The following is a 20,232-nucleotide window of genomic DNA, read 5'->3' on the forward strand; positions in this document are numbered from 1 at the left end:
ATTTAACTCGATTTTTCAATTGCCTTAGCTTGTGTGCTTGTCCAAGCTGATATACAGGGGATACGTTTTCGATCACATCTATCTGACCATCTTTTTGCAATATCTACTACTTCCGTAAGGAGGCCATCATCAAGCGTGGTTGGATCTAACCCAAGCTCAATGAAGCATCTATTGTCTACGATGAGATCATTCTCTACAGCTTCATTGCGAGGGTTGGGAAGATAATTAATTTCAGCTCCAGTAAGCGACGCCACTTTTTTGGCTAATTCACCAACTTGATGACTCTCAGTCATTTGATTAAATATCTTGACGCGTTCTCCTTTTTCCGGAGGATTTTCTAGAGCAAGTTGGACACATTTCACTGAGTCACATATATGAATAAACGCTCTAGTTTGACCACCAGTTCCATGAACAGTTAGGGGATATCCAATTGCGGCCTGCATGAGAAATCTATTTAGAACAGTTCCATAGTCACCGTCATAGTCAAATCTGTTTGTTAGGCGCGGATCTCGATTCGTAGCATCTGTATTTGTTCCCCATACGATTCCTTGATGAAGGTCAGTAATTCTGATTAGGTCGTTTTTGTTGTAGTACAAAAAGAGTAATTGATCTAAGGTTTTGGTCATGTGGTAAACACTTCCTGGACTTGCAGGGTGGAGGATTTCTTCCTCAAAACGAGTGCCATCTGGTTGTGGAACTTCTACCTTTAAATATCCTTCTGGAATAGTTGCGCCTCTATGAGATCCGTAACCATATACACCCATAGTTCCTAAATGAACTATATGAATATCCAGTCCACTTTCTACTATTGCAGCAAGTAGATTATGAGTACCATTTACATTGTTGTCTACGGTATATCTTTTGGTAGAACTGCTTTTCATTGAATATGGAGCAGCTCTTTGTTCAGCAAAGTGAACTATAGAGTTTGGTTTTTCTTCAATTAATAGATCAACCATTCTTTGAAATTCTTTCGAAATATCTAGATTGATAAATCGAATTGGCTTTCCACCAATTTCTTCCCATGCTTTGACTCTGTCTCCAATACTTGCAATTGGAGTAAGCGAATTGACTTCTAAGTCAATATCAATTTTTCTTCGACTGAGGTTGTCGATTATCAAAACATCGTGACCTTCGTCAGCCAAATTCACTGCACAAGGCCATCCGCAGAAACCGTCACCACCGAGAACAATGATTTTCACCCCAAAAAACTCCCGCAGACGAAAAGCTATTCGATCATACGCAAGCAACTAACGGTGATTCATTTGATTGTGATAGAGAAAGATATAAGAACGAACACAAATAAGCCTCCTAAAAGAATAAAAATTCTAGATCCTTTGCTATTACTAGTGTTATCTGAGATCAATTCAATTTCAGGCTCTTTAGCAAATGCGTTAAGACGACCTTCTGATTCTTTTGTAACAGTCATTAGTCTTATTTTTAGTCTCGGATGCTTGACCTTATGGGCAATTTCTAAATTTTTAAAATTCCGTTACTTACCGTTACTAAGATCTCAAGATGTTTAAGCAGTAACTATTCCATGACTTGGTGAACTGGCACTAGCTTTTTTTCTTTCTTCTAATCTCCCAGCTAAAAAAGCTTGTCTTCCAGCTTCAGTTGCTTTTTTCATTGCTTCTGCCATTGAAGGAGCATCTTTTGCTAATGCAATAGCACTATTTATTAATACAGCATCTGCACCTAATTCCATAGATAGAGCAGCTTCACTAGGGACTCCAATCCCCGCATCAATAATGACCGGTACTTTTGCATTTTCTATAATCAAACAAATATTGGCTTCGTTCCTAATTCCCTGTGCAGATCCAATTGGTGAACCAAGTGGCATCACTGTTGCACACCCAACTTCCTCAAGTTTTTTTGCTAATAAAGGATCTGCATTTATATATGGAAGTACTGTAAAACCTTCTTTTATAAGTTGTTCAGCAGCTTGTAGTGTTCCAAATGGATCAGGAAGTAAATATTTTTCGTCAGGAATAACTTCTAATTTTATGAAATTATTATCTTCTTGACCGGCTAATTTTGCCAATTCTCTCCCCATTCTGGCTATTCGAATGGCTTCTTCAGCATTTGAACAACCTGCAGTGTTGGGCAGCATCCAATATTTTTTCCAATCAATTGCCTCTAAAAGTCCTTGATGGCTTGACTCCAGTGCTTGAATTCTTCTAATTGCGACAGTGATAATTTCGCATTTGGAACTCTCTAGACATTTTTTCATTATTGCTAGATTTTCATATTTCCCTGTTCCAGTAAGTAATCTACTTTTGAAAACCTTGTTGCCGATATTTAACATGTCTTTTTTGTTGTCCATTTAGGGTTAATTAATTATTGAAATTGTAGAAAATTTAGAAACCTTTACTATCAATATTATTTTGAGAAATAGTTCCTTTGGTTTTTTTTAGCTTTTCAAATTCTCTTAAAGCAGTTTTATTCTTTGGATCTAATCTTAGAACTTCTTCATAGAGCTCTAGGGCTTCATCTGTATCCAGTAAACGCTTTTTAGCAAAAGCTAGGTTATTTAGTGCGACCGGATAGTCTGACTTAGCTTTAATAGCAGTTTTGTAATGAATGACTGCTGATTTGAAATCATTTTGAGCTGCTAATGAGAAACCAAGTGCATTTTCAATTAGTGCCTTAGCTTCAGAGGGCTCTCCATTAAGTTGTTTTAAAGCTCTTTTAAGTGTTGCAGTTGCTTGTGGATAGAGCCTTTTCCTTAATTGAACAGAGGCGAGTTCATATAGATCCCCAGCATCTTTTGATGAGTTACTAGACCCTTCTTCAAGTTTTATTAGCTTTATTTCGTCTTTACGAGTCCTGAAAAACTGTCTGCCGACTAAAATCGTAATTACTAATAAAAGACCACTTAGCCCGATTAAATAAGTCTCTGGAAGAGAAAAACTCATAAGAAGAAGATATCTTGGATAATTGATATATAGAATTTATAATCATCGAGATAATTGTAGCTTACTCATTAATACTATTAGATATTATAAATATGTTAAATAGCTTGATATTAAATAATTAAGGCAGCAAAACTATTAACTTTTAACAGATTCAACAATTTTACTGAAATTTGACGGATCAATCACGGCCAATTGAGCAAGCATTTTTCTATTTATTCTGATATCAGCTTTCTTTAAATTTCCCATGAAAGAGCTATAACTCATTCCATTAAGTCTTGCAGCAGCATTAACTCTCGCTATCCAAAGACGACGGAAATCACGTTTTCTGCGCCTTCTATCCCTATAGGCATTGCATAGAGCTTTCATTACTCTTTGATTAGCTGTGCGGAAGAGTTTTCCATTCCCACCTCTAAATCCGCGGGCTAATTTCAGAATTTTATTGCGACGCTTTCGTGCAACATTGCCTCTTTTTACTCTTGCCATGACAAATCGAAGTTAGTTAGTAATTGTAGAAGCAAAATAGATTGCTTTATAGAGGGAATTGGCTTAGGAGTAAGGGAGCATCAGACTGACATTGTCTGCATCTCTCTCATTGACAACTGCTTTAGTTGCCAAATGTCTCTTGAGTTTAGGACTCTTATGATCTAGTAAGTGATTACGAAAAGCCCTGCGCCGCATGAATTTTCCTGTGCCAGTAGCTTTGAACCGCTTTGCGGCAGCTTTGCGGGTCTTTAGCTTAGGCATGTCTTAGGGGAAAAGCACCATTGATAAGCCTAGGACTTTAACCTCCCAAAAGCCAAATCAGATCATTATCTGAATGTTTTTCAATTGAATTATTGCTAATGAAAGCAGGTTTATTCAAAAATAAATATTTTTTTTCCGGATCACTACTGTGTTTTTTCGTCTGCTTGGGACCTTCCTTTACTAAAGCTGATGATTTGATATTTAATTATCGAAATATTTATTTTGAAGAGAGTGAGCCTGTTAAAACTTCTGCAATAAATGGCAGTAATAAGTTCTTATTAGTTGGATTGGAACCATATTTGGGTCAATTAAATATTCAATCCCATCAAGCAAAGGATATTAATTTAGTCAGCGTAGCTGGGAAATTGGTTCTTACCGACTCTCAAGGAGTTATCCATAAGGCCGGGAGCATAAGAATTGGCTGGAGGAAATCACCTTTGCACTCTTCTTTAACTATTTCTAGAAAAACAGCAGGACCTTTTTCAAGTTTTGAGTCTGCCGAGCAATTTGCAAACAGATTAAAGGAAGCTGGAATTGCTCCTGTTGTTGCTTATCCCAAGGATTGGGAAGTGTGGGTGCCTCATAATGCCAAAATTCCTAAAGGCATTGTGATGAAGCCTTGGGAAAAGTCTATTAATACTCTGGTAAGACCTGTTTTAAAAGTTGGAGGTACAGACATACCTTTATCAGGAAATATTTCCATAGATGCGCCTAAGGGTTTGCGATGGAAGAGTGGTATTTATTCCGGTCCATTTTTTTTAAAACCTGATGCTTATGGAAGTTGGACATTTATACAGAAAGTAAGTCTTAAGGAATATTTAAGAGGAGTTGTTTCGCATGAAATTGGCTCTGGATCACCTTTAAATGCTTTAGCTTCTCAAGCCGTTCTGGCAAGGACTTGGGCACTTGCAAATAGTCATCGTTTTGCGATTGATGGTTATCATTTATGTAGTAATACACAATGCCAGGTTTATAAGGATCCCCAAAACTCAAGCCCGGAATTAGAAAAAGCTATACAAATAACTGCTGGAAAAGTTCTTAGCTGGAAAGGTAAACCAATACATGCGGTTTATCACGCTACTAATGGAGGCGTCATGGCATCTATAAATGAAGCATGGTCCGTCTCGTCATTGCCTTATCTGAAGACTAAATTAGATGGCACTATTGCCTGGAAAAAACAGTTCCCCTTACCTCTGAATAACAAATCCTCACTTCAGAAATTTCTGTTAGCAAGTAAAGGGGCATATGGAAACAGTCATTATCGCTTCAGATGGAAACGAATTATTACATCAGAAAAACTTCGGCAAGTTCTTGATGATGCTTTTCCAAAGTCTAATAATAGGGCCCCAATTTATTGCAAAGTCCTCCAAAGAGGTTCCAGTGGAAGGGTTTTGGCTTTGCAAATTCTCGGAACTGATAAAAAGCCTGAATTAGTACTTCGACTTGATAGTATTCGCAGAATTATTCAAGATCTACCTAGTACTTTATTCGTTATAGATCAATTAGAGGAAGGGGTTTGGAGATTCTCAGGAGGAGGATTTGGACATGGTGCAGGGTTATCTCAAGCTGGTGCAATTGAGTTAGCTAGGAGAGGATGGGATGTTGACAAAATTCTCATGCATTATTATCCAGGATCTATTTATGGAACTTTGCCGTAGAGTTTGTGATTGAACTTAGTTATATCCATGGCAATAGTTGCTGCGAGTGGAAATAACCGACGCTCTAAGGCGGCATTATTTATAGTTTGTTGTTTTTTTGCTGGAGCATTTCCTCACTTCCTTGCACCAATAAGCAATCTTTTGCCTGGGATTACACTTGCTGTTTTGCTAGGTGGATATGGTTTAAGAGTGGTTTTGAGAGATAGGGAAAATACTTTTCAAAATTTAGAAAAATATAAATCTGACTCTTTTATTAGTAATTCAGAAAACATGCCATCTGTTGATATTTTGATTTCAGCTAGGGACGAAGAAAATGTAATTGAGGAATTGATTAACAGACTTAAATTAATTAATTATCCAAAGCAAAAGTTATCAGTTTGGATTATTGATGATGGAAGTCAAGATAATACTTCTAGCATATTAAAGAGTTTAATAGAGGGTTTGCCTAATTTTCATTTATTACAACGTGCAAGATCGGCCGGTGGTGGAAAATCTGGAGCATTGAATCACGCACTACAATTTTTGCACGGAGAATGGTTGTTGATACTTGATGCAGATGCTCAATTAAGTGAAGATGTTTTGTTAAGACTTATTTTAATAGCTCAAAAAACAAATTGGTCTGCAGTTCAACTTAGAAAGGCTGTGATCAATCCAAATCAAAACTTATTGACTTGTTTTCAATCTATGGAAATGGCAATGGATGCTGTGATTCAAAGAGGAAGGTTATGCGGTGGTGGAGTTGTTGAGCTTAGAGGAAACGGACAACTCTTACAGAGACAAAGTTTGGACAAATGTGGGGGTTTTAATGAGGGAACTGTTACAGATGATCTTGACTTAAGTTCTCGATTATTAATTGCTGGAGAGCCTATAGGAATAATTTGGAATCCGCCAATTCAAGAGGAAGCAGTTGTTCAATGGTCTGATCTAATAAAACAGAGGCAAAGATGGGCAGAAGGAGGATTGCAAAGGTTTTTGGATTATTGGCTTGATTTACTGTCTAATAAAGTTTCATTGAAGAAGAAAAAAGATTTGTTTTTCTTTTTTCTTCTTCAATATGCAATACCATTAATTTCATTTAGTGATCTAGCCACCTCAATTTATTTGAGATCACTTCCTTTATATTGGCCTTTATCTTTTGTTGCACTTAGTGTATCAGGATTAGCCTATTGGAAAGGTTGCTCAAGAGACAGTGAAGGTCCAGACATACCTAATCCTAGACTTATAAGATTAATATTAGCAATTATATATTTACTACATTGGTTTATCGTGATTCCTTTTGTTGCTTTGAAAATGGCAATTTTGCCAAAGAAACTTATTTGGGTAAAGACAACACATACAGGAGCTTAATTATTATTGCTAGAGTTCTCTAGATTGACTATTTCACCATTAAAAAAATTTGCTAGTTTCTCAGCATCATTTTCTTGCTTGACTTCATTTTTATTTAATTCTTTTTTTTCAGAAGAATTTGATTGATTAATCTGCTCTTTGATTATATCAATATCTTTTTTAATATGATTTGTTTTTTGCAGAACTTGTTTGCCTTGAACGTTATTTTCTTTTTGTTTAATAGGTTCTTTTCTACCTTTGAAGATTAACTTTCGTGGAGTTCCTATGGTTTCTTGAATAGCTTTTTCTATAAGAACTCTTCTACTTTCAATCATACTTATCCAATTGGAGGAAACACTTATTTCAGCATGCTCTTCAGTCAGTCTGACTAAAGTAGCTTGTTGTGATAAAAGCATTTTCGTGGATGGAAGCTCAAGCGCAGCTAGTACTTGTTGCCATAATTCTGAAAGTTGATTACTTTGCTTATTTATATCAACTTTTATATCCTCTTCTTTTGGAGTAATTTCCTCTAGATTTCTTGATGTAGTTATCTCTTCTTGTTTATTAACTTCCTCTCTTGTCTTGTTTTTTTGATTAAAGGATAGATTATTAACAATTTGATTTTTACCAATTAATTCAACTTTATTATTTTCTATGATACTAGGCTTTGAAAGCAGACTAAGTAGAAGAACTTCTAGCCAAAGTCTTGGCTGTAGACTTTGCCTTAATTGATGTTCACTTCCTTTTAATTTATATTGCCATTCTAAAATACTTTCTAACTCTATTTTCTTTGTAATCTCTTCAAGCTTCTTCTCAGAATCTTTTGATAGGTTACATAACTTACTTTCATTGGGAGCGACAGATTTAATTACTAAGTCTCTGAGGACAGAAGCAAAACCTTGAAGAATAGAGATTGGCTCTCTTCCTAAATCTAGTAAATCTCTGCAAATTGTTAATGTTGAAACTGGGTTTGAATCTACTAGGGAATTAACTAATTTTAGTAGTTCATTCTCAGGTATTACTCCCAATAATTCACAAACAGAATCTAATGTAATTGGCGGAGGTATAAGGCTTAATTGATCAAGCATGCTTTCTGCGTCTCTTAGCCCTCCTTGTGCATGCTTCGCAATCATTTCTAATGCTCCACTTTCAATAGATATTTGTTCTTCTGAAGCAATGAATCCTAAATGCTTGATTAATTCTTCTAATGAGATTCTACGGAAATCAAATCTTTGACATCTACTAAGAATCGTAGGCAAGACTCTTTGAGGATCAGTAGTTGCTAAAACAAAAACAACTTTGTTGGGAGGTTCTTCTAGTGTTTTTAATAGCGCATTAAATGCAGCTGTTGAGAGCATATGGCATTCATCTATTACATAAACCTTCCAGCGCGCTTGAACTGGGGCAAATTGCGCTTTTTCTATTAATTCACGGATATTATCTACACCTGTATTAGATGCGGCATCTATTTCTATTACATCTAGCGCGGATCCAATAGAAATTCCTTTACATAGTTCACAGGAATTACAAGGATCAACAGTAGCGCAATCTTGATTAATACAATTTAAAGATCGTGCAAGAATTCTTGCGCTTGATGTTTTTCCAGTTCCCCTTGGCCCGCTGAAAAGATATGCAGGTGCTATTCGACCAGTCTTAATTGCTTGTTGAAGAGTAAGTGCTATTGACTCTTGACCGATTAAGTCATTAAAGCTTTGAGGGCGGTATTTATGATGTAGTGGAACGTAGGCCTTGCTCATGCATCATCACGAAGATCTAGAGGATACTCATTGATGAGTTGAAAATTCTTTCAGAATTGAATGAATTATTTTTTTAGATTAATAGCTTTAAAGATTTAAGCTCTAGCTTGTTCTTTTATTTTCTTATTTGAAGTTAGAGGCAGTACTTTCCCTCCGGTCAGCTCATCAACCATTTCTTTTGTAATAGTAAAGTTTTTAATGTCTTTTTGAGATGGGAGTTTGTACATCAGATCTAGCATTAAATCCTCAACTATTCCTCTTAAGGCTCTTGCACCAGTCTTGCGACGAAACGCTTCCTTAGCAATTGCTTCTACGGCTTTTTTGTCAAACTCTAGTTGGACATTATCCATACTTAGTAAAGTCTTAAATTGCTTGACTACAGCATCTCGTGGCTCAGTAAGAATTGATTCGAGTGCTTGACTGTCAAGTGGTTCTAGAACAGCTGTTACTGGCATTCTTCCAATGAATTCAGGGATAAGTCCGTAACGAACAAGATCATCTGGTTCAAGTTGCTTGAGGACTTCATTGTCTTTTATATCTCTATTTAATCTTGGTACGCCATCATTGCTATTTGGCATAAAGCCAATTGAATTTCTGCCTAGCCTTTTTTGAACTACATCTTCTAGGCCTACAAATGCTCCCCCGCAAATAAATAAGATCTGACTAGTGTCTATTTGAATGCATTCGCTATAAGGGTGTTTTCGGCCTCCTTGTGGTGGAACATTTGCTACTGTCCCTTCGAGCATTTTGAGCAGGGCCTGCTGAACACCTTCGCCAGAAACATCCCTTGTAATTGAAGGATTTTCGCTTTTACGAGCTATTTTATCTATTTCATCGATATATATAATTCCTCTTTGAGCAACTTCAACATCCATATTTGATTTCTGCATGAGTCGCAGAAGAATATTTTCTACGTCTTCTCCTACATAACCTGCTTCTGTAAGTGTGGTTGCATCTGCCACAGCGAAAGGAACATCAAGCAATTCAGCAAGAGTTTGGGCAAGAAGTGTTTTTCCACTACCTGTAGGCCCTATTAAAAGAATGTTGGATTTATGAAGCTTAGTAGAAGTTAATTCGGTCTCTCCTTTCCCATCTCCTTTCCAGGCAAGTCTTTTGTAATGGTTATAGACCGCAACGGAAAGTATTTTTTTAGCTTCTTCTTGCCCAACAACTTGTTCGTCAAGAAAAGATTTGATTTTGATTGGTTTGGGGATGGAAGCAAGCGTAGGTGCAGGTTTTTTGGGAGCACTTTCAGCATTGACAGAAGATTTACGGCTTTGCTCGGATCCTTGTCTAGGATTTCCTTCACTATCTAAAAGTTCTTCTTCAAGAATTTCATTACAAAGGTCTATGCATTCATCGCATATATAAACACCAGGTCCAGCAATTAGTTTTCTTACTTGATCTTGCGCTTTCCCACAAAAGGAGCACTTTAGATGGGCGTCAAATTTTGCCATCGAGCTCTGAGCAATTAGTGAAATTGGGTTTGATTGACAGATGTTTGTCAGACGTAACTAATAGGATTGTTTAATTAAGGCTGAGAGTCATCATTCCTTAATAATTACCTGCTAGTTCAGACTGGTTACCACTTTGTCTATCAGGCCGTATTCAACCGCTTCTTGAGGAGAAAGGAAGTGGTCACGATCAGTGTCTTCGGTAATTTTCTCAATTGGCTGTCCAGTATGCTCTGATAGCAATGTATTTAGGGTTTCTTTAAGAAAAAGAATTTCTTTTGCTTGTATCTCGATTTCAACAGCTTGACCTTGAGCGCCTCCTAACGGCTGATGAATCATTATTCGAGAATTAGGAAGAGCTAATCTTTTACCTTTTGCTCCTCCTGATAGGAGAAAAGCACCCATGCTTGCAGCAAGTCCGTAACAGATCGTCACTACATCAGGTGCGACTTGTTGAATCGTGTCATAAATAGCCAAGCCTGCCGTTACTGATCCTCCAGGGGAATTGATATATAACTGAATATCTTTTTCAGGATCTTCTGCTTCAAGAAAAAGCATTTGAGCTACTAATGAGTCAGATACCTGGTCATTTACATCAGTACCTAAAAAAACAATTCTCTCTCTTAGAAGTCTTGAGTAAATATCAAAGGCTCTATCCCCTCTTCCAGATTGTTCAATTACTGTTGGTAATGCATTAAGAGAGGAATTAGGGTAATAGCCTTCCCATTTGTTTTGGATTGGGTGATGGCTTCTGGAATTGTTCACGCGAATCTATTTCCTTTAATACTAATTTAGTAAAACTTAGCCTTTATCAGAGATTTTATTGCTTTTTTTTTGAGTTTTCCCTTTTGATTCCTTGGTTTTGGATTCATTTTGTTTAGTTTTTACTTTTTTTTCAGGGCTTTTTTCTATGACTGTGTTGTTTTCCTCAAGCCATTGTAAAAGCTTGTCTTGCATAAGTTCGTCAGAGACCACTTGCTTAAGCTTTGATTGATCAATATTCTTTTCTTCAGATAGCGTAGCTTGTAACTCTTTTAATCTTGTCTCAATATCTTTTTCATTAATTTCGATATTCTCTGCTTTTGAAAGTGCATTTAGAGCAAGATTTTTTCTAAGATTATCTTCTGCTTCTTGACGTGAAGATTTCATAAGTGACTCAACTAATTCAGGTGTAAAAATAGATTTAACGTCAATACCTTGCTGTGAGAAATTTCTTGCAGTTTGCTCAATAATGTTTCTTACTTCTATCTCAATCATAGTGTTTGGAATCTCTACTACTAGCTCTTTAACAAGAGCATTCAGAAGAGATTCTTGCCTTGCTTTAACTTGTCCTCTCTTTGCTTCTTCTTTAAGTCTTTTTTCAAGGTCTGCTCTTAATTCACTCATATTATCTTTATCACTTGTCTGTTTAGCAAATTCATCATCAAGCTTAGGCAACTCCCTAGTTTTTAAATCCTTTAGATTTAAATTGAAGTTCGCTTTTTTACCCTTTGACTCTTCTTGATGATAGTCATCTGGGAACTGACATTTTAATATCTTTTCCTCATTAACATTCATTCCAATAATTCCTTCAATAAAGCCAGGAATCATACGCCCATCTTCTAATTCCAAATCCATCGAATCTGCGCTTCCACCTTCTATAACGGAACCATCTTCATAATGTCCTTTGAAACTAACAACAGCAACATCTCCCATTTTTGCAGCTCTTTTTTCTACAGGTACTAAGGTTGCAAGTTCTTTTCTAGATTGTTCAATCAATTCATCTATTTTATTTGGGTCGTAAATAACTTTCTCAGCTTCAGCTTTAAGACCTTTGGTTGATTTAAGAGTTGGTTCAGGGGCAATATCAGTCTCCAATGTGATTTTCAAATCCTTATCAGGATTGAAATTATCCAATAAAGTTTCAAATCCATCTTTTAATTCTGGCTCACAAAGAGGTTCTAGTGACTCTTGTTCAATTGCTTTTTCCCAGGATTTTTGTAAAAGAGATTCTAGTGCTGATGCTTTAATTCTAGCGACACCAAACTGTTGAAGAATTACAGCCCTAGGGACTTTCCCTTTTCTAAATCCAGGCAAATTCGCTGTTCGACATAATCGTGACACTGCTTCTTCGTAGCTGTTTTTGCATCGTTCTGATGAAACTTCTAGCTCTACAGCTATGCGACTACCAGGGATAGCGCTGGTTTTTACTTTTAAATCGTTTGAGCTCATGGTTAAATCTCTAAGTCAAATACCTTAAGTAACTGTCAGGTCAACTTTATAAAGCTAATGTGTTTTGAAAGGTTTTCAAAATCTGCATTTATTAATTTCTTTCTTCAAACACAGCAATAGCTTCAATTCAATAACTCATTTTGTCCTGAATCTCATTAAAAAGTTTGGAACCTCATTCAATTTTTCCTGATCGCCCTTTAAAAATCGCAATACTTGGATCAAGTGGTGCGGTTGGTCAAGAGCTGCTTCAAATATTATCCGAACGCCTTTTCCCTATACAGGAAATTCGTTTATTGGCTTCTCCACGTTCTGCTGGCCGAACTCAAATCTGGCAAGGTAAAGCCATTACTGTTCAAGAGGTAACCAGAGATGCATTTGAAGGAGTTGATTTGGTTTTAGCCTCTGCAGGAGGATCTGTATCTAGAGAATGGCGTGAGGTAATTAAGGCTGCTGGTGCATTGTTAATTGATAATTCCAGTGCTTTTAGAATGGAGAATGATGTTCCTTTAATTGTTCCTGAAGTTAACCCTCATTCTGTTAATGACCATCATGGAGTAATTGCAAACCCTAATTGCACGACTATCTTATTGTCTTTGGTTTTAGGCCCTCTTGCAGCTCAATTTCCGATTAAGCGAGTAGTGGTTTCAACTTATCAATCCGCGAGTGGAGCTGGTGCATTGGCTATGGAAGAACTTAAAGAGTTGAGTCAGCAGGTTTTAAATGGTCAAAAACCTAAAAGCTCAGTTTTACCTAATTCCTTAGCTTTCAATTTATTCCTGCACAATTCTCCTATCCAAGAAAACAAATATTGTGAAGAGGAGATGAAGATGATTAATGAAACAAGAAAGATCTTAGAATTACCAAAATTAAATTTTACTGCTACTTGCGTTCGAGTGCCTGTATTAAGAGCTCATTCTGAAGCGGTAAATATTGAATTTGAAGATCATTTTGATCTCAATAAGTCAATTAAGATTTTAGAAGATGCCCCTGGGATTGAAGTGACTCAAGATTTCGTAAATAATCGTTTCCCTATGCCTACAGATGTCACAGGCAAAGATCTAGTCTCAGTTGGGAGAATCAGAAAGGATATTAGTAATAATAAAGCGCTTGAATTATGGCTTTGTGGAGATCAAATTCGGAAAGGAGCTGCATTAAATGCAATACAAATAGCTGAATTATTGCTTCCTAAATTATGACTAGTTCTTATCAAGACTCTTCTGTTCCATTTGGAAGGTTATTAACTGCAATGGTTACTCCCTTTAATGATAGTGGTGATGTAGATGTAGACCAGGCTGCAAATCTTGCAAGACATTTAGTGCATCAAGGTTCAGACGGAATTGTTGTTTGTGGCACGACAGGAGAATCTCCCACGTTAAGTTGGAAGGAACAGAATTTAATGCTTCGAACTGTTAGGGAAGCAGTTAGCGGAGATGTCAAAGTCCTTGCTGGAACTGGAAGCAATAGTACTGCTGAAGCAATATTGGCGACTAAAGAAGCTGAGGCTGCAGGAGCAGATGGTGCTTTAGTCGTAGCTCCTTATTACAACAAGCCTCCTCAAGAAGGCCTTGAAGCTCATTTTCGCTCAATTGCTTCAGCTGCTCCATCTTTGCCTTTGATGCTTTACAACATTCCAGCTCGTACAGGATGCTCTATTTCCCCAATCACTGTAAAACGATTGATGGATTGTTCGAACATTGTTAGTTTTAAAGCTGCTAGTGGATCTGTAGAAGAAGTTACTCAATTAAGAACTTTTTGTGGTTCTCAATTATCTGTTTATAGCGGCGATGATGGCCTCTTATTACCAATGCTTGCAGTGGGTGCAGTCGGAGTTGTTAGTGTCGCTAGTCATTTGGTTGGGAGTCGCATAAAAGCGATGATTGAGGCTTATCTCAGTGGGCAATGTAAGCTAGCAGTTAGTTATCACGAGCAATTGCAGCCACTATTTAAGGCTCTCTTTGCTACGACAAATCCGATCCCTGTTAAAGCAGCTCTTGAATTAACTGGTTGGCAAGTGGGTTCTCCTCGTAGTCCGTTACTTCCGCTCAACCTTGAAATGAAAGAAGAATTGTTCCACATTCTTGAAGCTTTGCCTTGAAATCTATTTTTTCAAGTTCTTCTAAAGTTGTCTTGACTGCCTGATCGGTTTTTAACACACCAAGTTTGTTTCTTTTATACTTTTTCCCTCATGACTTCTAGTTCAATCAATTCAAATACTTCATCAGTTCAATCAAATGGAATTCGCAAATCAAAAGACCCTTGTTTAAGAATTATTCCACTGGGTGGTTTAGGTGAAATTGGAAAGAACACATGTGTTTTTGAGTATGGCGATGACATTATGATTGTTGACGCTGGTTTAGCTTTCCCTACTGATGGAATGCATGGTGTCAATGTTGTCATGCCTGATACCACTTATTTACGTGAAAATCAAAAACGAATTAGGGGAATGGTTGTGACTCATGGTCATGAAGATCATATTGGCGGTATTTCTCATCATTTAAAAAATTTCAATATTCCAATTATTTATGGCCCTCCTTTGGCAATGGCAATGTTAAAAGGAAAAATGGAAGAAGCTGGAGTTGCCGATAGATCTACAATTCAGACTATGGGCCCACGAGATGTTGTAAAAGTTGGCCAGCATTTTTCCGTTGAATTTATAAGAAATACACATTCCATTTCTGATAGCTTTTCTTTCGCAATTACTACACCTGTCGGAGTAGTTTTCTTCACCGGTGACTTTAAATTTGACCATACTCCTCCTGATGGGGAGCCAAGTGATCTATCTAGAATGGCTTATTACGGAGATAAAGGAGTTCTTTGTCTGCTGTCTGATTCTACAAATTCAGAGGTTTCGGGATTCACACCCTCGGAGTATTCCGTATTCCCTAATCTCGACCGTTATATAGCCACAGCTCAAGGAAGAGTAATGCTTACAACCTTTGCAAGTTCTACTCATCGGGTGGCAATGATTATCGAGCTTGCAATGAAGAATGGACGCAAAGTTGGATTATTAGGACGTTCAATGTTGAATGTTGTAGGTAAATGTAGAGAGTTGGGCTATATGCGTTGTCCTGATGATTTGTTCTTTCCTATTAGGCATATCAGAGATTTACCAGATCGCGAAACTTTACTCTTAATGACAGGTAGCCAGGGTGAACATATGGCAGCTTTAAGTAGGATTTCCAGAGGGGAACATCAACACGTTCAATTAAAAACAACCGATACTGTTATTTTCTCTGCTAGCCCTATTCCTGGAAATACTATTTCAGTTAGTCATACAATTGATAGATTAATTCGTCTCGGAGCAAAGGTTATTTACGGCAAGGAGCATGGCATACATGTTTCAGGTCATGGTTGCCAGGAAGACCAAAAGTGGATGCTTGGTTTAATAAAACCTAAGTTTTTCATCCCTGTACATGGTGAATACAGAATGCAAGTGCTACATGGTAAAACAGCAGTGTCTATGGGTGTACCTCCAGAAAATGTACATGTTATGCAAAATGGGGATGTTGCTGAATTGCGACCAGAGTCTTTAATTCAGGCTCAACCTGTCAAATCAGGCGTTGAGTTACTTGATGGATCAAGAACTGGCATTGTTGATGACAAAGTGTTGAATGAGCGTCAAAAACTTGCAGAAGAAGGCTTAGCTACTGTCCTGGCGGCAGTTAGCACAGACGGAGTAATGGTTGCTCCTCCTAGAGTTAATCTTCGTGGAATTATTACTAATTTAGATGCTAAAACCATGTCTTTATGGACTGAAAGAGAAATTGCTTGGGTACTTGAGAATCGATGGAAGCAATTAACCATTCAAAGCGAAGGTAAATCAGTGGAAGTTGATTGGATTGGATTACAGAGAGAAATTGAATCAGGATTAGGAAGAAGAATGAGAAGAGAACTACAAGTAGAACCTTTGATTTTATGCCTAGTTCAGCCTGCCCCTGCGGGAACTCGTGCTTATAAGCCAGCTCTTGAAGATAAGGACTTGCCAGTGAATAATTCAGCCCAATCTAAAGTCCAAATGAACTCTCAAAAGAGTGGTTCTTCTCCTAAGAGATTAGATACTTCAACTCAAAGTTCTTCAGAATCAAATCCATCTGAAGTATCAGTAAAAGAAGAGAGTAAGACTGATGGACCTCAAGGAAGAACAAGGAGAAGACGTTCAGCAGTTACTTCATAATTAAATTAACTCTTAGAAAGATATAGGTATTCTCTAGTCCAGCCAATTTTCCATCCTGTTTTTAGGTTTATAGAACCAGGAGGCTTACTCCTACTAGTTTTATTAGCAATTTCTTCTAAGAGATTTGAAGATAAACCTGGAACTTGATGTTCTGATAGCCATAAAGCAATAAGGGTTTGCCTTGAGTAATGAGGGATTGCGATTAGTTCCTGTCTACATAATCCCTTTGGATGTCGAATAGTCTTTAAAGCTAGTAATGCCAAACTACTTTGCGTTGCATGATAGTTAGATAATCGTTCAGCCAAGGCCGCAATTCTTGTTGAGCAACCTGTATAGAGCTCCTCAAGAATTGGCAGAATTTCATAACGAATTTTATTACGACGAAAATTTAAGTTTGAATTTGATGGATCTACCCATATTGGTAAATCGAGCTGTTCACAAATTTTTATCGTTTCAGATCTATTGAAATTTAATAAAGGTCGAACTAATTGAATATCTTTTTGTAAAACTCTTTTCTCTCTCAGGCTGGTCAATCCTAATAAATCACTTCCTCTAGCAATATTTAAAATTAAAGTTTCGGCTCTATCACTTGCAGTATGACCGGTTAGAACGTGTAAACAACATTTTTTTGTAGGATCTTCAGAGATCATTAATGCTCGCTTAGTAAGATTTTCATATCTCCATTCACGTGCTGCATTTTCCGTTTTAGTTGCTTTTGCTGTGGCACGATCACAAAAAAAAGGCAGCTTTTCTTTTTCGCACCAATCTTTTAATTCTTTTGCGATAGATGATGATTCCTGGTGCCATCCATGGTCGCCATGCCATACATTTAATTCCCATTTATGAAGTCTTTGCAAGTCAAGTAATAACTTCACAAGGACCATTGAGTCTTGTCCTCCAGATACTGAAAGAAGAAGACAGGAACCTTTAGGAAGAAGATCTATGTCTTTTTCAAGTTTGTTGTGAAGGCGATGATGCCATGTTGTCCATGGCATTTGAATTTTTTGGTATCGAGACATTCTTATGGGGTTAATCACCCTTATTCCATTTTGTTAGTTTTTCGCCCTGAAGAATGCCAAAATCAGATTATCCATTTGATGTTGTGATGACGCGTATTAATCATTTGCCAGCTTCTCTCCAAAACAGTTTTTCGAGTAGGTCATTGCTAAAGGTCATTACGGGTTTAAATAATTTTGATAAATCCTCAGTTGCTTGTGTTGCAAAAGCAGCGGGAATTGGAGGTGCTGATTTGTTAGACGTTGCATGTCATCCTGAAATAATTGATTTAGCTATTCAACACTCGAGCTTACCAATTTGTGTTAGTGCCATAGACCCTGAGCTTTTCCCACCGGCTGTTGAAGCAGGTGCATTAATTATAGAAATTGGTAATTTTGATTCTTTTTATCTAAAAGGTCGTTTCTTTAGCTCTGATGAAATCCTGGCTTTAACGAATCAAACAAGAAAGCTTTTACCTGATATTCCTTTGTCTGTAACAGTTCCTCATACCTTGCCTTTAGACAAGCAATCACAATTGGCATTGGATTTAGCGGATATAGGTGCAGATATAATTCAAACTGAGGGTGGTACATCTGCGAAGCCCCATAGTGCAGGGACACTAGGTTTAATTGAAAAAGCTGCCCCTACATTGGCTGCTGCTCATGTGCTTTCTGAAACGATAGATAAATCAAATTTCAATATCCCTATTCTTTGCGCATCTGGTCTGTCAACAGTAACTATTCCTATGGCATTTGCTACTGGTGCATCAGGAGTAGGAGTTGGATCGGCAGTAAATAAATTAAAGACTGAAATTGAAATGATAGCAGCTATTAAATCTTTAAGAGAAGCAACTAATTCTTCAAGAAGTTTAGTTAAATAATTCTAATCAATTAAACATGAAAGATATTCTTCTGATTAAAAATAATAAAAGATCGTAATTACCATATTTATATATATTAAATGTCTATTTATAATCTTCAATCACCCTATACTCCTAAAGGAGATCAGCCAAAGGCTATTCGACAATTAGTTAAAGGATTAAATGATAGAAAAAACTTTCAGACTTTATTAGGAGCGACAGGTACTGGTAAAACATTTACTATTGCAAATGTAATTGAACAGACAGGAAGGCCCGCACTTGTTTTAGCTCATAACAAAACTCTTGCAGCTCAACTTTGTAATGAATTAAGAGAGTTCTTTCCTGATAATGCAGTTGAATACTTTATTTCATATTACGATTACTATCAACCCGAAGCTTATGTTCCTGTTAGTGATACTTATATTGCTAAGACATCTTCTATTAATGAAGAAATAGATATGCTTCGTCATTCAGCAACTAGGTCTTTATTTGAAAGGAAAGATGTAATAGTTGTTGCATCAATTAGTTGTATTTATGGGTTAGGAATACCTAGTGAATATCTTAAGGCATCTATAAATTTTAAAGTAGGAGAAGAAATAGACATAAGATCTTCTCTTAGGCATTTAGTAAATAATCAATATACTAGAAATGATATTGAACTTACTAGAGGAAGATTTAGGATTAAGGGAGATGTATTAGAAATTGGACCAGCTTATGATGATCGACTTGTAAGAATAGAGTTATTTGGAGAAGAAATAGAAGCAATTAAATATATTGATCCAATTACTGGAGAAATAATTGAGAATCTTCAGACAGTCAATATATATCCAGCGAAGCATTTTGTTACACCTAAAGATAGATTAAAACTTGCTATAAAAGATATCCGAAATGAATTAAAGGAGCGTTTAGATTGTTTTCAAGAGGAAGGAAAATTACTAGAGGCACAAAGATTAGAACAACGAACTAAATATGATTTAGAAATGCTTCAGGAAGTAGGTTATTGTAATGGTGTAGAAAATTATGCTCGTCATTTATCGGGAAGGTCTGAAGGTACTCCCCCAGAGTGTTTAATTGACTACTTTCCTGATAATTGGTTGTTAATAGTAGATGAAAGTCATGTCACGTGCCCTCAACTTCGTGCAATGTATAATGGAGATCAATCTAGAAAAAAAGTATTGATTGAGCATGGATTTAGGTTGCCAAGTGCTGCTGATAATCGACCTTTAAAGAGTCAGGAATTTTGGGAAAAAGCAATTCAAACATTATTTATTAGTGCTACACCGGGAGATTGGGAATTAGATCAAAGTAAAGATAATATAGTTGAACAAGTTATTAGACCTACAGGTGTATTAGATCCATTAGTCGAAGTTAGACCTACAGAAGGACAAATTGATAATTTACTTCTAGAAGTTAATAAAAGAGTTGTTAAAAATCAAAGAGTACTTATTACGACTTTAACAAAACGTATGGCTGAGGATTTAACTGATTACTTATCTGAAAATAGTGTGAGAGTTCGTTATCTTCACTCTGAGATACATTCTATTGAGAGAATAGAGATAATACAAGATTTACGTAATGGCGAATATGATGTTTTGGTAGGTGTAAATCTTTTAAGAGAAGGGTTAGATCTTCCGGAAGTTTCATTGGTAATTATTTTAGATGCAGATAAAGAAGGTTTTCTTAGGGCTAAAAGGTCATTAATTCAAACAATTGGACGAGCTGCAAGGCATGTAGATGGTTTGGCGATTATGTATGCAGATAATATGACTGACTCTATGTCTCTAGCCATCGATGAAACAAATAGACGTCGTATAATCCAGGAAAAGTATAATGAAGTTAATGGTATAATTCCTAAACAGGCAGGTAAAAAAGCTAATAATTCTATTCTTAGTTTTCTTGAACTAACTAGACGCCTACAAAACCAAAATTCATCCAAAGATTTCATCGATATTGCTACTGATGCTGTAGATAAAATATTAACAAAGAAGGATGTAGAGATTTCATTAGAAGAATTACCAAATTTAATTAACCAACTAGAAAGCAAAATGAAATCTGCTGCTGAAGATTTAAATTTTGAACAAGCTGCAGCTTTGAGAGATCGAATCAAGAAACTCCGCCATAAGTTGGTAGGAAAATAA

The 20,232-nt window shown here is 36.6% G+C and carries 18 protein-coding genes; 7 read left to right on the top strand and 11 right to left on the bottom strand.

The features are described from left to right. Positions 1 to 2: 2 nt before the first annotated feature. The 6 genes from SOI85_RS06665 to rpmI form a co-directional block, all read right to left on the bottom strand. A complete protein-coding gene (locus SOI85_RS06665; protein ID WP_320663630.1) occupies positions 3 to 1,199 on the bottom strand; it encodes an NAD-dependent epimerase/dehydratase family protein in 1,197 nt (398 codons plus the stop codon). A gap of 59 nt (positions 1,200 to 1,258) precedes the next feature. After that, positions 1,259 to 1,426, bottom strand: a complete 168-nt coding sequence (locus SOI85_RS06670) for a high light inducible protein (protein ID WP_320663631.1) — start codon at positions 1,424 to 1,426, stop codon at positions 1,259 to 1,261. 93 nt (positions 1,427 to 1,519) lie between these two features. Further along, positions 1,520 to 2,323 (bottom strand): thiazole synthase, encoded by an 804-nt coding sequence (locus SOI85_RS06675; RefSeq protein ID WP_320663632.1) that lies wholly within the window; start codon positions 2,321 to 2,323, stop codon positions 1,520 to 1,522. A gap of 34 nt (positions 2,324 to 2,357) precedes the next feature. Beyond that, a complete protein-coding gene (locus SOI85_RS06680; RefSeq protein WP_320663633.1) occupies positions 2,358 to 2,915 on the bottom strand; it encodes a tetratricopeptide repeat protein in 558 nt (185 codons plus the stop codon). A gap of 135 nt (positions 2,916 to 3,050) precedes the next feature. Next, positions 3,051 to 3,398, bottom strand: a complete 348-nt coding sequence (gene rplT, locus SOI85_RS06685) for a 50S ribosomal protein L20 (RefSeq protein WP_320663634.1) — start codon at positions 3,396 to 3,398, stop codon at positions 3,051 to 3,053. 63 nt (positions 3,399 to 3,461) lie between these two features. Beyond that, on the bottom strand, positions 3,462 to 3,659 hold the full coding sequence (gene rpmI / locus SOI85_RS06690) for a 50S ribosomal protein L35 (protein WP_320663635.1): 198 nt from the start codon (positions 3,657 to 3,659) through the stop codon (positions 3,462 to 3,464). 164 nt (positions 3,660 to 3,823) lie between these two features. On the opposite strand from rpmI, the gene SOI85_RS06695 reads away from it, so the two are divergent. Both SOI85_RS06695 and SOI85_RS06700 read left to right on the top strand, forming a co-directional pair. Further along, the gene (locus SOI85_RS06695) at positions 3,824 to 5,317 is read left to right on the top strand and encodes a SpoIID/LytB domain-containing protein (RefSeq protein ID WP_320663636.1); all 1,494 of its coding nucleotides are present in this window, start codon (positions 3,824 to 3,826) and stop codon (positions 5,315 to 5,317) included. Between the two features lie 27 nt (positions 5,318 to 5,344). Further along, entirely contained in the window at positions 5,345 to 6,664 is a 1,320-nt protein-coding gene (locus tag SOI85_RS06700) for a glycosyltransferase family 2 protein (RefSeq protein WP_320665148.1), read from the top strand. Here SOI85_RS06700 and SOI85_RS06705 read toward each other — a convergent pair. The 4 genes from SOI85_RS06705 to tig form a co-directional block, all read right to left on the bottom strand. Further along, positions 6,661 to 8,400: a DNA polymerase III subunit gamma/tau gene (locus SOI85_RS06705; protein WP_320663637.1), complete on the bottom strand. Its 1,740-nt coding sequence runs from the start codon at positions 8,398 to 8,400 to the stop codon at positions 6,661 to 6,663. The genes SOI85_RS06700 and SOI85_RS06705 overlap by 4 nt on opposite strands. 95 nt (positions 8,401 to 8,495) lie before the next feature. After that, positions 8,496 to 9,857 (bottom strand): ATP-dependent protease ATP-binding subunit ClpX, encoded by a 1,362-nt coding sequence (gene clpX / locus SOI85_RS06710; protein WP_320663638.1) that lies wholly within the window; start codon positions 9,855 to 9,857, stop codon positions 8,496 to 8,498. Positions 9,858 to 9,968: 111 nt separating this feature from the next. Continuing rightward, a complete protein-coding gene (clpP, locus tag SOI85_RS06715) occupies positions 9,969 to 10,619 on the bottom strand; it encodes an ATP-dependent Clp endopeptidase proteolytic subunit ClpP (protein WP_320663639.1) in 651 nt (216 codons plus the stop codon). A 36-nt stretch (positions 10,620 to 10,655) separates the two neighbouring features. Further along, a complete protein-coding gene (tig, locus tag SOI85_RS06720) occupies positions 10,656 to 12,065 on the bottom strand; it encodes a trigger factor (protein WP_320663640.1) in 1,410 nt (469 codons plus the stop codon). 164 nt (positions 12,066 to 12,229) lie between these two features. On the opposite strand from tig, the gene SOI85_RS06725 reads away from it, so the two are divergent. The 3 genes from SOI85_RS06725 to SOI85_RS06735 all read left to right on the top strand — a co-directional run bounded on the left by SOI85_RS06725 (position 12,230) and on the right by SOI85_RS06735 (position 16,239). Then, the gene (locus SOI85_RS06725; RefSeq protein ID WP_320663641.1) at positions 12,230 to 13,261 is read left to right on the top strand and encodes an aspartate-semialdehyde dehydrogenase; all 1,032 of its coding nucleotides are present in this window, start codon (positions 12,230 to 12,232) and stop codon (positions 13,259 to 13,261) included. Next, on the top strand, positions 13,258 to 14,160 hold the full coding sequence (gene dapA / locus SOI85_RS06730; protein WP_320663642.1) for a 4-hydroxy-tetrahydrodipicolinate synthase: 903 nt from the start codon (positions 13,258 to 13,260) through the stop codon (positions 14,158 to 14,160). The genes SOI85_RS06725 and dapA overlap by 4 nt, the downstream gene beginning before the upstream one ends. A gap of 90 nt (positions 14,161 to 14,250) precedes the next feature. Beyond that, entirely contained in the window at positions 14,251 to 16,239 is a 1,989-nt protein-coding gene (locus SOI85_RS06735; protein ID WP_320663643.1) for a ribonuclease J, read from the top strand. A 5-nt stretch (positions 16,240 to 16,244) separates the two neighbouring features. On the opposite strand, the gene tilS is transcribed toward SOI85_RS06735, so the two are convergent. After that, positions 16,245 to 17,258 (bottom strand): tRNA lysidine(34) synthetase TilS, encoded by a 1,014-nt coding sequence (tilS, locus tag SOI85_RS06740; protein ID WP_320663644.1) that lies wholly within the window; start codon positions 17,256 to 17,258, stop codon positions 16,245 to 16,247. An 86-nt stretch (positions 17,259 to 17,344) separates the two neighbouring features. Here tilS and SOI85_RS06745 point away from each other — a divergent pair, with 86 nt between their 5' ends. Continuing rightward, entirely contained in the window at positions 17,345 to 18,115 is a 771-nt protein-coding gene (locus SOI85_RS06745; protein WP_320665149.1) for a DUF561 domain-containing protein, read from the top strand. Between the two features lie 80 nt (positions 18,116 to 18,195). After that, entirely contained in the window at positions 18,196 to 20,232 is a 2,037-nt protein-coding gene (gene uvrB, locus SOI85_RS06750; RefSeq protein WP_320663645.1) for an excinuclease ABC subunit UvrB, read from the top strand.

Source organism: Prochlorococcus sp. MIT 1223, assembly GCF_034092465.1.
In the GTDB taxonomy this organism is placed as follows: domain Bacteria; phylum Cyanobacteriota; class Cyanobacteriia; order PCC-6307; family Cyanobiaceae; genus AG-402-N21.